The organism is Curtobacterium sp. MCBD17_023 (assembly GCF_003224415.1).
In the GTDB taxonomy this organism is placed as follows: domain Bacteria; phylum Actinomycetota; class Actinomycetes; order Actinomycetales; family Microbacteriaceae; genus Curtobacterium.
In genome coordinates this window covers 434,589-448,079 of the sequence record NZ_QKLJ01000003.1, presented here as the reverse complement: position 1 = coordinate 448,079, position 13,491 = coordinate 434,589, and the positions used below count along the sequence as shown (strand labels likewise).

Here is a 13,491-nt window from a genome sequence, read left to right as displayed (position 1 = left end):
AAGGGGTGGAGAACCAGCGATGTGCGGCTGGTGAGCGCTTGCGGGCCGTTCCCGGCTTGTGACAGTGATTCGGCACCGGTCCCGACATGGTTTGGGTGGGTTTCCCGTCGTTACCGTCCTGTTACATCCAGCCGGTGCGCCACGTTGGACAGGCCGATGCAGGCGGGGCACCCAACGGGGAGATTCGGCGGGACGAATCCTCCTGATCAGGCCTTTCCGGTCACGGAGGCTGCGATCGACGTGGCAGGATCGTCGGGTTCCGAGACGACGGTGTCTCCTCCGTCCGTCTCGAGAGGCACGACCCCATGTCGTTCTGGGCCCTGTTCCTGATCGCGATCGGCGTCTCCGCCGACGCCTTCGCCGTCGCGCTCGGCAAGGGCCTGCACATGAAGCGGTTCTCCGCGCGCCAGGCCGTCGTCATCGCACTCGTGTTCGGTGCTTTCCAGGCGCTCATGCCGCTGCTCGGGTGGCTGCTCGGCACCACCTTCGCCAGCGCCATCGCCGACGTCGACCACTGGGTCGCCTTCGGCCTGCTCGCGCTCGTCGGCGGGAAGATGCTGTGGGAGGCCTTCCACGGGCACGAGGACACCGACGAGGACACGGACCGGCTGAGCGTCCGGGAACTGCTCGTCCTCGCCGTCGCCACGAGCATCGACGCCCTCGCGGTCGGCATCACGCTGGCGTTCCTGCCCGTGTCGATCGGGTGGGCGGTGCTGCTCATCGGGGTCACGACCGCGGTGCTGAGCTACGTCGGCGTGGTGGTCGGCCGCCGGGTCGGTGCACGCTTCGGCAAGCCGGCGGAGATCGCCGGGGGCGTGGTGCTCATCCTCATCGGCGTGCAGATCGTGCTGGAGCACACCGGCGTCCTCGGCTGAGCCGTGTCCCCAGGGCGGACGGTGCCGAGAGCGGAGGAGGACGCTCAGACACCCAGCGGCGTCGGTGCGCCGAACCACAGTGCCAGCGGTGCGACCACGACGAGCAGTGCGCTGGCGAGCAGCACGGCGGTCGCTGCGGTCGGCGCCCGTCTCCCGCCGAGTGCGACGGCAGCGAGGACCAGCGCTGCCACCGAGCCGCACCACGGTCCGACGGCCAGGACCACGACGAGCGGCCACAGGAAGAGCGCCGTGTCCGCGCCGCGCAGCAGCACCGGCAGCCAGAGAGCTGCCCAGAGCACCAGGAACGCTCCGGCGGACACCGACGTCAGGACGGTCGCGACGACCAGCGCGGTTCCCCGAGCGCCGATCGGGCCGGTTGTCATGGACACAGCTGGAGCCTAGCGAGCCATCTCTCGGCGGCCGACGCCCTCACTGGTCGACGGAGCGACATCGCCGATGCTCCGCGCCGTCGGGGTACCGGCGGGGAGTGACCCGGCGCAGCTGGTCACCGGGTCTGGGCCGTCCGCCGGTGGAGCGCCCCGCTCCCGCCGACGAGCGGACCGCCCGGAGCGCCCCGGCGCACGGCCACCACCTCGGCCATGATCGCCAGTGCCATCTCCGCCGGTGTCTCCGCTCCGATGTCGAGCCCGATCGGGGAACGAAGCCGCGCGGTGTCGGGCGTCCCGAGGTCGTGCAGCACCGCCAGGCGCCGCTCGTGCGTCGCGCGGGACCCCATCGCCCCGACGTACCCGGCACCGCGGCGGAGGGCGAGGTCGAGCACCTCGGCGTCGAACCGGTCGTCGTGGGACAGCAGCACCACGACGGTGTCCGGCCCGATCGCGGTGTCGGCCAGCACCCGGGGCGGCCACCCCACGATCCGCTGCTGCGCCGCCGGGAACCGCTGGTCGGTGAGGAACACCGGCCGCGGGTCGACGACGGTGACCGCGTAGCCGAGCATGGCCGCGGTGTTCGTCACGGCGACGGCGAACTCGACGGCACCGACGACGATGCAGCGGGCGCGGCCGCCGGCGTACTCGGTGAAGACCCGCGTCCGGCACCCGTCCGCCGGACGCACGACCGCGCCGAGCGACGCGGGCTCCAGGGACACCGTGAGCGACGTCGGCGTCCCGGCGGCGGCGGCACGGAGCGCGTCGAGCACGACGGCATCGCTCGGCAGGACGCGGTGGACGAGGACTTCGACCCGCCCGCCGCACCGCAGCCCCGGCGCCCAGTCGGCAGCGGGGTCGGACGGGTCCTCGAACCCGAAGCGCTCGAGCACGGCGACACCGGTCGTCAGGACCTCCTCCGCCGTCAGGTACAGGGACCCCTCGACGCACCCGCCGGAGATCGTCCCGACGACCTCGCCACCGGGCAGCACCGCCATCGAGGTGCCGGTCCCGCTCGGCGAGCTGCCCTGCACGTCGACGGCGGTCGCGACGACGACGGGGTCGCCGGCGTCGAGGACGGCCAGGAGGCGCGGCGCCAGTTCGAACATCATGCACCTCCGGCATCGGCCGGGTCGGCGAGCAGCGCCCACACCCGGTCCCGGGTCATCGGGAGACGGTACGGCCGCACGCCGATGGCGTCCCGCACGGCGTTCGCGATGGCCGGGGCGACGGGGTTGTAGGGGGCTTCGCTCATGGACTTCGCCCCGAGGGGACCGAGCGGGTCGTGTGTGTCGGCGAACAGCACCTCGGTGCGTGGCACGTCGGACATCTTCGGCACCCGGTAGGACCGGAAGGCGTCGGTGGTGACCCGTCCGGTGTCGTCGAGCACGACCTCCTCGTACAGGGTCGAGCCGACCGCCTGCGCGGCACCGCCCTCGACCTGCCCCCGGAGCTGTTCCGGGTTGAGCACGGTGCCGGCGTCCACCGCCTGGACGCTCTGCAGGACCCGGACCTCACCGGTGGGGCGGTGCACGGCGACCCGGGCCCCGTGCACGGTGAACGCGAGTGACCGCGGTGTGCCGTCGTGGGTGCCGTGCGCGACGAGCGGACCGTCGACGAGCAGTTCCGCGTGCCCGACGAGTTCGTCGCCGACCCGCACACCCCCGGGCTCCACGGCGACCGCAGGCCCGAGCACGCCGGAGGCGGTCCGCGGGGTCCGGGCCGCCACGACCGCGAGTGCCCGCGTGGTCATGTCGTCGCGCAGTGCCTGCGCGGCCGCGTACAGGGCACGTCCGGCGACGACGACGCCTGCGGAGCCGAACGCACCGGTGTCGTACCGTGCGGCGTCGGTGTCGGACTGGTGCACCTCGACGCGGTCCGGGGTGGTGCCGAGCGCGGTGGCGACGAGCTGCGTGTGCACGGTCGTCGTGCCGTTGCCGAACTCGGCCGTGCCGACGCCGATCCGGTAGCGGCCGCCCGGCAGCAGCTCGACCGAGGTGTGCGCGTGGTGTCCCCGCGGCGGCATGGTCGCGATGGCCGCGAGCGCGACGCCGGTGCCGAACGCCCAGTCCGGGGAGCCGTCGGGCCCGGGACCGGTCAGGACCGGCCCGTCCGTCCGCGGGACCTCGGGCAGGGGACCGGCCAGGGCCTGTTCCACGAGGTCGAGGCACTGGTCGAGCCCGTAGCTGCCCTCCCACCGCAGGTCGGTCTCCTCGTGCGGGTCGGTCACGACGAGCGGGTCACCGGGCACGACGACGTTCCGCCGGCGGAGCTCGAGCGGGTCGATGCCGAGCTCCCGCGCCAGTTCGTCCATCGCGGACTCGATCGCGAACACCACCTGCCCGAGGCCGTACCCGCGGAACGCCCCCGATGGCAGGTTGTTCGTGTACACCGACTCCGCGTCCACCCGCTTGGCCGGGCACCGGTACACCGCGACGGACTCGCTGACCGAGTGGAACATGACGCCGATGCCGTGGTTGCCGTACGCCCCCGTGTCCATCGTCTGGTCGACGTGCATCGCGGTCAACCTGCCGTCGGTGTCGGCGCCGAGGCGGACCCGGACGCGCATGGGGTGCCGCGTCGGCGCGATCGTGAACTCGTCGCGTCGGCTGAACTCGTACTGCACGGTCCTGCCCGTGCGCAGCACGGCGAGCGTGACGAGGTCCTCGGTGAGCATCTCCTGTTTGCCGCCGAACCCGCCGCCGACCCGTTTCGTGACGACGCGCACCCGGGCCGGGTCGAGCGCGAAGACGCGGGCGATCTCGTCGCGGACCAGGAACGGGACCTGCGTGGCGGTCCGGAGCACGAGCCTCCCGTCCGGGTCCACCCACCCGCGGGTGGCGTGCGTCTCGAGGGCGGCGTGCGAGACCCGGCCGGTGCTCCAGGTGCCGTCGACGGTCGCGGCGGCGACCGCGAGGGCCGCTCCGACGTCGGCCGTCTCGCCGTGGAGGCTCGCCACGACGTTGCGCGTGGGCTCGGCGATCCGGTGCTCGGCCGACGTCTTGTCGCCGTGCAGGAGGGGTGCGCCCGGTCGGCGTGCGGCGTCCGGGTCGTGCACGCTCGGCAGGATCTGGTAGTCGACGCGGAGGAGCGCACACGCCAGCTCGGCGGTCCGGACGCTGTCGGCGACGACCGCGGCGACCCGTTGTCCGCGGAACCGCAGCACGCGGTCGAGGACCCGGGTGTCGTCCGGGTCGTCGAGTCGCGACTCGTGCCGTCCGGTGGAGAACAGGACGCCGGGGTCGTCCCGGTACGTCAACACCGCGTGCACCCCGGGGAGCGCCTCGGCCGCGGTGGTGTCGATCGCGGTGATGCGGGCGTGCGGGTGCGGGCTGCCGAGGACGGCGAGGTGCAGCAGGGCCTCGGTGGCCCGGACCGCGGGGGTGTCGGGGACGTCGAGCGTGTACTCCTCCTGTCCGGTGACGACGCGCATCGCGGCCGGGGCGCCGACGGACGTGCCGACCGCTGCGCCGGGGGTCGCGCACGCGGTGTTCACGACACCGTCGAGCGCGTCCTCGATCGCCCGGTACCCGGTGCAGCGGCAGAGGTTGCCCTTGAGCTTCCGGTGCCGGTCGGCGTGGTCGTCGTCGGTGAGCGTGGACGCGGTGACGACGAACCCGGCCGTGCAGAACCCGCACTGGAACCCCGGAGCCTCCGCGAACGCGCGCTGCACCGGGTGCGGGTGCTCCGGGGTGCCGAGGCCCGCTGCCGTCGTCACCGTCCGGCCGTCCATCCGGTGTGCGGGCGTGATGCAGGAGTGCACGGGCACTCCGTCGACGAGCACCGAGCAGGCACCGCAGTCACCGGCGTCGCACCCCTTCTTCACCGACGTCACGCCGTGCTGCCGGAGGAGCGTCCGGAGGACCTGACCGGGCTGCGGTGCGACCTCCATCGGGGTGCCGTCGACCTCGATCCTCATCGGGTCCCTCCCGCTGCGGCTTCGTCGCGGAGCTCGTGTGCGGAGCGGGTGCTGACCGCGCGGCGCCAGGCGGGGGACCCGTGCGGGTCGTCGTACCAGTGGTCGTCGGACCCGAGCGCGGCCGTGAGTGCGTCGTCGAGCCCGTCGGCCGTCGGGACCCCGGCGAACCGGAACACGATCGGGCGCGGGGTGGCCGCCGTGACCACGAGCACGAACTCCTGCGCGGACCACCGTGCGGTGACGAGGGACCCCGACCGGCCGTACGGGCTGAGCGACACGCGCCGGTACCCGGTCGTCGCTCGGAGAGCCGCCTCCGGGACCTCGAAGGACCGGATGACCTCGTCGTGGCGCAGGTCGAGCGTGCGCACGCCGAGGACGAGCCGCTCGACGGGCACCCGCCGCTCCCCGCCGTCGGGCGTCCAGATGACCGCGGTGGCGTCGAGCGTGACGAGCAGCGCCGTCATCGCACCCGCGGGCAGTCCCACGGCCACGTTCCCGCCGACGGTCGCGGCGTTCCAGACCTTGAACGACGCGAGCAGGGCGTTCGCGCACTGCTCGACGAGCGGCCATGCGCGCCACGACACATCCGGCCGCACGCGGAGCAGCGACGCGATCGTGCAGGTCGCGGCGACGGTCAGGGTGCCGGGCGCGCGTTCGACGTCCGGCCAGGCGAGCGTCGTCAGGTCGACGAGGCCGGTCAGGCCGGGCTGTTCCTCCGAGAACAGCCACGTGCCGCCACCGAGCGGGCGGTCACCGGGGGAGAACGCGAGGTCGTCGCGGTGCGACGGTGTCCGCACGGTGCGGACGGAGACGAGGTCCATGGACGGGTCCGATCAGGGCAGGGCGACGGGGGACGGTCAGCGCACCGACTCGTCGGCCGTGCGCGATCATGCCCCGGTTCCATGCCATGTCGGCAACCGTAGGGAACCGGTGTTTCAGCACCGTTTCGGGGAAGCAACAGCCGGTGGCGGTCGCCGCGCGGGAGCCGTGACCTGCTCGACCCCTGCCCGAAACACGGGGGTGCCATCCTCCGGGACATGACCGTTCCGCTGTCCACCCCCGTCGTCGTCCACGTGTTCGACCGACTCGACGACGCCGAGGCCCGTGCACTCGTGACGTCCTGGGCCGCCGTGCCCCGGTGGGTCGAGGCCGTGCTCGCCGGTCGTCCGTTCGGGACCGTCGGCGCCCTCACCGCGGCGGCCGACCGGCTCGCACGCACGTGGACCGACGCCGAGGTCGAGGCCGCGCTCGCCGAGCACCCGCGCATCGGTGACCGTCCCGTCGGTGACGGGGCGGCGGCAACGGCCTCCCGGCTCGAGCAGGCTGCGTCCGCCGGTGCCGACGCGGCCACCGCCGCGGCGCTCCGGCAGGGGAACGCGGACTACGAAGCGCGGTTCGACCGGGTGTTCCTGGTCCGGGCCGCCGGGCGGACCGCGGACCAGGTCCTCGCCGAACTCCGCCGACGACTCGGCAACGACGACGACACCGAACGCACCGAGGTCGCCGACCAGCTGCGGGAGATCGCCCTCCTCCGACTCGCCAGGAGCGTCGCATGAGCCACCTCACCACCCACGTGCTCGACACCACGCACGGTCGACCGGCCGCGGGCATCGCCGTCACGCTCGTCGACGCCGACGGGGTGCTCGTCGCGTCCGGCACCACCGACCCGGACGGCCGCATCGCCGCGCTCGGCCCGGACCGCCTGCCGCCGGGGGAGTGGACGCTGACGTTCGCCACCGGCGCGTACTGGGCCGGACTCGGCCTGCCGGCGTTCCACCCCCGCGTGGTCGTCGTGCTCACGGTGCCGGACGACGCCGGGCACCTGCACGTCCCCCTGCTGCTCAGTCCGTTCGCCCACTCCACCTACCGAGGGAGCTGACCCCGACCATGACCGACACCACCACGACCGGCACCACCACCAGCACGTCCGTCCCGACGACCGTGCACCTCGGCGCGAACCAGTACGGGAAGGCCGAGGTCCGCCTGGTCCGGGTCACCCGCGACACCGACCGGCACGAGATCGAGGACCTCACCGTCACCACGCAGCTGCGCGGCGCGGCGCTCGCCGACTCCTACACGGACGGCGACAACGCGAAGGTCGTCGCGACCGACACGCAGAAGAACACCGTGTACGCCTTCGCCCGCGAGCACGGCGTGCACAGTCCCGAGGAGTTCCTGCTCCGGCTCGCCCGACACTTCACCACGGCGTTCGACTGGTACGACGGCGCGACGCTCTCCGCCGAGCAGCACACGTGGGAACGCATCACCGTCGCGGGGCGCGAGCACGACCACGCCTTCGTCCGGGCCGGTGCCGGCACCCGGACCGCGGTCGTCCAGGTCGACGGCGACGACGTGCACGTCATCGCCGGCGTGACGGACCTGACAGTGCTCAAGTCCACCGGCAGCGAGTTCCACGGTTTCCCGCGGGACGGTTACACCACCCTGGCCGAGACCGACGACCGGATCCTCGCGACCTCGGTGACCGCCCGCTGGCGGTACCTGCCGGACGCGGTCGCGGCGGGCATCGACCACGACGCCGTTTACGCCGGCGTGCTCGAGACCATGCTCGCGACCTTCGCGGAACTGCACTCCCTCGCGCTGCAGCAGACGCTCTTCGCGATGGGCCGGGCGGCGATCGAGGCGTTCCCCGAGATCGCCGAGGTGCGCTTCTCGATGCCGAACAAGCACCACTTCCTCGTCGACCTCGCGCCGTTCGGGCTCGACAACCCGGGCGAGGTCTTCTTCGCCGCCGACCGCCCGTACGGCCTCATCTCCGGCTCGGTCGTCCGGGACGGCGTGGCCGAGGCGCCCGCTGCGTGGACAGCGCTGCCCGGGTTCGTGTGACCGGGGCAGTTCCCCGGTGAGCGACCGCGCCGGGGGCACCACGGGCCTCCTGCTGGCGGCGGGGGCGGGCACCCGCATGGGCGTGCCGAAGGCCCTGGTCCGCGACGCCGGCGGGCGACCGTGGGTCACCACGGCGGTCGACACGCTGCTCGCCGGCGGGTGCGACGCGGTCGTCGTCGTGCTCGGGGCGTCCGCCCGGGAGGCCCGTCCGCTGGTCCCGGACCGGCCGTCGGTCCGCACGGTGGTCGCCTCCGCGTGGGCGGAGGGGATGGGGGCGTCGCTCGCCGCCGGGCTCGCCGTCGTCAGGGAGGACGACGAGACCGCCTCCGTGCTGGTGTCCCTCGTCGACCTGCCGGACCTGCCGGTCGCGGCGGTCCGGCGCGTGCTCGACGTGCCGGGTGATCGTCGTAGGGCCCTACGCCGAGCCGTGCACGACGGACGCCCGGGGCACCCCGTCCTCGTGGGGCGGGTGCACTGGGGGCCGCTGGCGGCGGTGCTCCACGGGGACCTCGGAGCTGGCCCGTACCTGCGGTCCGCCGGCGCCGAGCGGGTCGAGTGCGGCGACCTGTGGGACGGCCACGACCACGACCGGCCGGGACCCGGCCGCCGGTGAGCCGGGCGTGGCACGCAGACGGGAAGCCCGGTACCACCGGTACCGGGCCTCCCGTCTGCGCAGGTGACGACTACGCGACCGACGCGCGCACCTCGGCGAGGGTCGGGTAGTCGGTGTAGCCCTCGGCGCCCTGACCGTAGAAGAGCTCCGGCCGCGGCTCGTTGAGCTCGGCGTCCTGTTCCCAGCGCTCGGCGAGGTCCGGGTTCGCGATGGCCGGGCGGCCGACGGCGATGGCGTCGGCGATGTCCTCGTCGACGACCATGACCGCCTCGTCGCGGGTGGTCATCGCGCTGAAGCCGGAGTTGACGACGAACGGCGCACCGGCGGTCCGACGGATGTGCTGCACCAGGTCACCGGCGGGGTCGGCGTGCAGGACGTCGATGAAGGCGAGGCCGAGCGGTGCGAGCCCCTCGGCGATCGCGCTGTAGACGGCGCGCACGTCGTCGGCGTCGTCCTCGACGACACCCTGGATGCCGTGCGCCGGGGACAGGCGGATGCCGGTGCGGTCGGCGCCGATGGCCTCGGCGACTGCCGTGGTGACCTCCACTGCGAAGCGCGCGCGGTTCTCCGGCGAGCCGCCGTACTGGTCGGTCCGGGTGTTCGAGTGGGTCGACATGAACTCGTGCACCAGGTAGCCGTTCGCCCCGTGCACCTCGACGCCGTCGATGCCGGCGGCGACGGCGTTGCGGGCGGCCTGCACGAAGCCCTGGACGGCCTCGGCGACCTCGTCGGTCGTGAGCTCGTGGGGGACGGGCATGTCGGCCTTCGAGCCGTCGGCCAGGTGGGTCTGACCGGGGGCTGCGACGGCGCTCGGGCCGACGATGCGCGGGGTCTGCGCGATCGCGGGGTGCGAGACGCGGCCGCCGTGCATGAGCTGCATGACGATGGTGCCGCCACGCGCGTGCACGGCGTCGGCCACGCGGCGCCAGCCGGCGATCTGCTCCTCGGTCTCGATGCCGGGCTGCCCGGGGTACGAGCGGCCCTCCTGGACGGGCCAGGTGCCCTCGGTGACGATCATGCCGAGGCTCGCGCGCTGCGCGTATTGCTCGACGAGCAGGTCGTTCGGGACGCCGTGCTCACCGGCGCGGGTGCGCGTGAGCGGTGCCATGACGATGCGGTTGCTGAGTCGGAGGGCGCCGAGGGCGGCGGGTTCGAAGAGCTTCACGTGAAGCGGGAACACGAGCGCCGTGTTGCGTATTCCGACTTCACGCGCCGCAGCGGTCCGTCGGCGTCAGCGGCGCGGGCAGACGAGGGTGGAGGAGCGCACCTGGCCCTCCGGCCGGATCACGGTGTGCAGGGACAGCGGCTGGTGACAGATCGGGCACTCGCGGTCGACGGTCCGGTCGTCGATCCCCTCGGGGTGGCCGGCACCGATCTGTGACGGGCCCATCTTGTCGATCAGCGTCGTGTTCCAGCGTTCGTACCACCGGGCGAAGCGTCCCATGGCTGCCTTCCGTTCGTACCCTGATCGTTAGTGTACTCGCTGTTCGCCTCAGACTGCGTCGACGACCTCCAGGAGTGCGGTGAGTTCGTCCTTGAGCGCCTCGAGCCGTGCGACCGGCCATCCCAGCCGTGCCGCGACGGTGACCGGGACTGCTTCGGCGCGGTCGCGGAGTGCGCGCCCCGCGGTCGTCAGCGACACCGCGAGCTGTCGTTCGTCCTCGGTGCTCCGGCCACGACGGACGTAGCCCGACGCTTCCAGCCGCTTCAGGAGCGGGCTCAAGGTCGCGGACTCCAGACGAAGCTCGGTCGCGATCTCCCGCACCGAGCGCGGGTCACGCTCCCACAGGGCGAGCATCACGAGGTACTGCGGGTGGGTGAGGCCCATCGGTTCGAGCAGCTCGCGGTAGAGCCCGACGACGCTCCGGCTCGTGGCCGCGAGGGCGAAGCAGAGCTGCCGGTCGAGGGAGAGCGGGTCCGTCGCGGTGTTCGCCATGCAGCCACCGTACCCTTCGTGCACGAAGAGACGCATGAGCGGTGCCCGCGACCGGACGCACAGGAGGCCCGGTGCCGGTCTCGTGGACCGGCACCGGGCCTCCAGGCGGTGGCGCTGCTGCCTACGCGCGGTGCGCCGGCGGGTGTCCCGAACCGTGCGTCGGCGCGTCCGGCTCCGCCGGAGCGGCGTGCGACCCGTGGTGGCCGCCGCCGGACTGCGCATCGCCGACGGGGTCCGTCGCTGCCTGTCCGGCGTCGGCCTGTCCCGTGGCGGCCGGGGTGCTGCCGTCCGCGACGGAGCGGTGCCCGGTGACCGGCTGCATGCGCTCGAGCTTCGCGCCCTCCACGTCCACGTCCGGCAGGATCCGGTCGAGCCACTTCGGGATCCACCAGGCGCTCCGACCGAGCAGGTGCATCACGGCCGGGATGAGCAGCATGCGGACGACGAACGCGTCGAGCAGGACACCGAACGCCAGACCGAACCCGATCGGCTTGATGGTCGAGGACTCCGAGAAGATGAAGCCCGCGAACACCGAGATCATGATGATCGCGGCCGCCGTGACCACCGCGCGGCCGGCGTGCAGCCCGCGCTGCACCGCGACCTTCGCGCTGGCCCCGTGGGCGTACGCCTCACGCATGCCGGAGACCAGGAAGAGCTGGTAGTCCATCGCGAGCCCGAACAGGATGCCGATCTCGATGATGGGCAGGAAGCTCAGGATCGGTGCCGGGTCGTGCACGCCGAACACGCTGCCGAGCCAGCCGAACTGGTAGATCGCGGTCAGGCCACCGAACGAGGCGAGCACGGACAGGATGAACCCCGCCGTCGCCGTGATCGGCACCAGGAACGACCGGAACACGATGATGAGGATGATCAGCGACAGGCCGACCACGACCGCCAGGTAGAGCGGCAGCACGTTCGCGAGCTTCTCGGACACGTCGATGTTCGCACTGGCGTTGCCCGCGACGCCGAGTTCCACCCGTCCGTCATCGGTCGAGACGCTCTGGGCGCGGAGGTCCTTGACGAGCTCCTCGGTCGAGACGCTGTCCGGGCCGCCGTTCGGCTTCACCTGGAAGGCGATGATCGTGCGGTCCTTCGACGCGCCGATCGGGAGCACGGCGTCGACGTCGTCGTTCTCCGCGAGCGCCTGGCCGATGGTGACCTCGGTCGCGGTGACGTCGTCCTCGCTGACCGCCTGCGGCAGTGTCGCGACGACGAGCAGCGGACCGTTCTGACCGGCGCCGAACTCCTGCTCGAGCGTCTTGTACGCCTTGTACTGGCTGGACTCGACCGCCTCGGACGACCCGGCGGGCAGACCGAGTCGCATCTGCGTGGCGGGGAGGGCGATCGTGCCGAGGACGGCGACGCCCGCGATGAGGGTGATGACCGCGCGCCAGGTCGACATCGGCTTGTTCGGCACCCGGACGGACCCGGTGTTGCCGATCTGCTGGCGCTCCTTCTTCCGCAGGATCCGGAGGCCGAGCAGCGACAGCAGTGCCGGCGTGAACGAGGTCGCGATGAGGATGGCGAACAGGACCGCCACCGCCCCGACCGTGCCCATCAGGCCGAGGAACGGGATGCCCGTGATGTTCAGCGCCAGGAGCGCGACGATGACCGTCGTGCCGGCGAAGACCACGGCGTTGCCCGAGGTGCCGTTCGCGAGCCCGATGGACTCGTGCACGCCCATGCCCTGCTTCAGCTGCGTCCGGTGCCGGTTGAGGATGAACAGCGAGTAGTCGATGCCGACGGCCAGGCCGAGCATCACCCCCAGGACCGGCGTGACCGAGATGAACTCGACGAGGTCCGAGAACGAGAGCGACGCGAGGGTGGCGACGCCGACGCCGAGCACCGCGCTGAGGAGCGGGATCGCGGCACCGATGACGGTGCGGAGCATGAGGAACAGCACGAGCGCCGCGATGACGACGCCGATGATCTCGCCCGGTCCGAGGATCGAGGGCACGCCCTGCGCGATGTCGTTGGACACGTACACGTCGACGCCGCTGATCGTCGCCGCCTCGGCGCGGTCGGAGATCTCCTGCTTGGTGGTCTGCGGGACCTCGTAGGTCGACTTCGTGAACTGCACCGTGCCGATGGCCGCGGAGTCGTCCGACGAGACGAAGCGGATCTCCTTCGACAGGTCGAGCAGGTCCGAGCCCTGTTCGAGGTCACGCTCGCTGTCCTCGAGTTTCTGCGTGTTCTGGTCGATGGTCTTCTGCGCGTCGGCGAGCTGCTGCTCGCCCGCGGTGAGCTGCTGCTGCTGGGCGTCGATCTGCGCCTGTGCCTGCTCGAGCTGCTGCTGGCCGGCCTGTGCCTGCGCCTGGGCGGCGGGGCTCGCAGCCGCGGCGGCACCGGCGGCGCTGGCCTGGGCCTCCGCCTGGGCCTTCTGCGCGTCGAGCTGGGCCTGGGCGTCCGCGATCTGCTGCTTGCCGGACTCCAGCTGCTCCTTCTGGGCGTCGAGCTGCGCCTGACCGTCTTCGAGCTCCTTCCGGCCGTCGCTGATCTCCTTGCGCCCGTCGACGATCTTCTGCCGCTGGTCGTCGAGTCGCTGCTGCGTCGCGAAACCGTCGGTCGTGCCCTTGACACCCGGCAGGTCCTCGAGGTCCGTCAGGAACGCCTGCACGTCGTCCCGCTGGGCGCTCGTGAAGGCCCCGCCGTCCTTCGTCTGGAAGACGATCGTCCCGTTGCCGCCGTTCGCGCTCGGGAACTTGTCGGCGAGTTCGTCCTGCACCTGGCTGGTCTTCGTGCCGGGGATCGAGATCGCGGAGGAGATCGTGCCCGAGAACAGGCTGAAGGTGACACCGGCGATCGCCATGAGCACGATCCAGGCGATGATCACCGTCCAGTGTCGGCGGGCCGCGAAGCGACCGAGGCGGTAGAGGAGACCGGCCATGCTGGGCGCCGTTCCTTTCGTGGTGGAGGGT

General features: G+C 72.5%; 13 protein-coding genes. 5 read left to right on the top strand and 8 right to left on the bottom strand.

The annotated features are described in order from the left end of the window. Positions 1 to 305: 305 nt before the first annotated feature. Positions 306 to 875 (top strand): manganese efflux pump MntP family protein, encoded by a 570-nt coding sequence (locus DEI84_RS06940; protein ID WP_110824819.1) that lies wholly within the window; start codon positions 306 to 308, stop codon positions 873 to 875. A gap of 44 nt (positions 876 to 919) precedes the next feature. On the opposite strand, the gene DEI84_RS06935 is transcribed toward DEI84_RS06940, so the two are convergent. The 4 genes from DEI84_RS06935 to DEI84_RS06920 form a co-directional block, all read right to left on the bottom strand. Then, positions 920 to 1,264 carry a hypothetical protein gene (locus DEI84_RS06935; protein WP_146236322.1) on the bottom strand — a complete coding sequence of 115 codons (345 nt, stop codon included), beginning with the start codon at positions 1,262 to 1,264 and terminating at the stop codon, positions 920 to 922. Between the two features lie 116 nt (positions 1,265 to 1,380). Then, positions 1,381 to 2,373, bottom strand: coding sequence for an XdhC family protein (locus DEI84_RS06930; protein WP_110890171.1), 993 nt, complete (start codon positions 2,371 to 2,373; stop codon positions 1,381 to 1,383). Beyond that, the gene (locus tag DEI84_RS06925) at positions 2,370 to 5,180 is read right to left on the bottom strand and encodes a molybdopterin cofactor-binding domain-containing protein (RefSeq protein ID WP_110890170.1); all 2,811 of its coding nucleotides are present in this window, start codon (positions 5,178 to 5,180) and stop codon (positions 2,370 to 2,372) included. The genes DEI84_RS06930 and DEI84_RS06925 overlap by 4 nt, the downstream gene beginning before the upstream one ends. Continuing rightward, positions 5,177 to 6,001 carry a xanthine dehydrogenase family protein subunit M gene (locus tag DEI84_RS06920; protein ID WP_110890169.1) on the bottom strand — a complete coding sequence of 275 codons (825 nt, stop codon included), beginning with the start codon at positions 5,999 to 6,001 and terminating at the stop codon, positions 5,177 to 5,179. Before DEI84_RS06920 ends, DEI84_RS06925 begins: the two co-directional genes overlap by 4 nt. Before the next feature lie 216 nt (positions 6,002 to 6,217). Between DEI84_RS06920 and uraD the strand changes: the two genes are divergently transcribed. Genes uraD through DEI84_RS06900 form a run of 4 tightly spaced genes read left to right on the top strand, consistent with a single transcriptional unit; the run spans position 6,218 to position 8,637 of the window. Continuing rightward, positions 6,218 to 6,736 (top strand): 2-oxo-4-hydroxy-4-carboxy-5-ureidoimidazoline decarboxylase, encoded by a 519-nt coding sequence (gene uraD / locus DEI84_RS06915; protein ID WP_110824814.1) that lies wholly within the window; start codon positions 6,218 to 6,220, stop codon positions 6,734 to 6,736. Further along, entirely contained in the window at positions 6,733 to 7,059 is a 327-nt protein-coding gene (gene uraH, locus DEI84_RS06910; RefSeq protein ID WP_110890168.1) for a hydroxyisourate hydrolase, read from the top strand. Before uraD ends, uraH begins: the two co-directional genes overlap by 4 nt. A gap of 8 nt (positions 7,060 to 7,067) precedes the next feature. Further along, positions 7,068 to 8,024 carry a factor-independent urate hydroxylase gene (gene pucL / locus DEI84_RS06905; protein ID WP_110890167.1) on the top strand — a complete coding sequence of 319 codons (957 nt, stop codon included), beginning with the start codon at positions 7,068 to 7,070 and terminating at the stop codon, positions 8,022 to 8,024. Positions 8,025 to 8,040: 16 nt separating this feature from the next. Beyond that, positions 8,041 to 8,637: an NTP transferase domain-containing protein gene (locus tag DEI84_RS06900; RefSeq protein WP_258371714.1), complete on the top strand. Its 597-nt coding sequence runs from the start codon at positions 8,041 to 8,043 to the stop codon at positions 8,635 to 8,637. A gap of 70 nt (positions 8,638 to 8,707) precedes the next feature. On the opposite strand, the gene DEI84_RS06895 is transcribed toward DEI84_RS06900, so the two are convergent. The 4 genes from DEI84_RS06895 to DEI84_RS06880 form a co-directional block, all read right to left on the bottom strand. Beyond that, a complete protein-coding gene (locus tag DEI84_RS06895; RefSeq protein ID WP_110890166.1) occupies positions 8,708 to 9,802 on the bottom strand; it encodes an alkene reductase in 1,095 nt (364 codons plus the stop codon). Between the two features lie 66 nt (positions 9,803 to 9,868). Then, positions 9,869 to 10,081, bottom strand: coding sequence for a hypothetical protein (locus tag DEI84_RS06890; protein ID WP_110890165.1), 213 nt, complete (start codon positions 10,079 to 10,081; stop codon positions 9,869 to 9,871). A 48-nt stretch (positions 10,082 to 10,129) separates the two neighbouring features. After that, positions 10,130 to 10,573: a MarR family winged helix-turn-helix transcriptional regulator gene (locus DEI84_RS06885; protein ID WP_110890209.1), complete on the bottom strand. Its 444-nt coding sequence runs from the start codon at positions 10,571 to 10,573 to the stop codon at positions 10,130 to 10,132. Positions 10,574 to 10,694: 121 nt separating this feature from the next. After that, the gene (locus DEI84_RS06880) at positions 10,695 to 13,460 is read right to left on the bottom strand and encodes an MMPL family transporter (RefSeq protein WP_110890164.1); all 2,766 of its coding nucleotides are present in this window, start codon (positions 13,458 to 13,460) and stop codon (positions 10,695 to 10,697) included. Positions 13,461 to 13,491 lie beyond the last annotated feature (31 nt).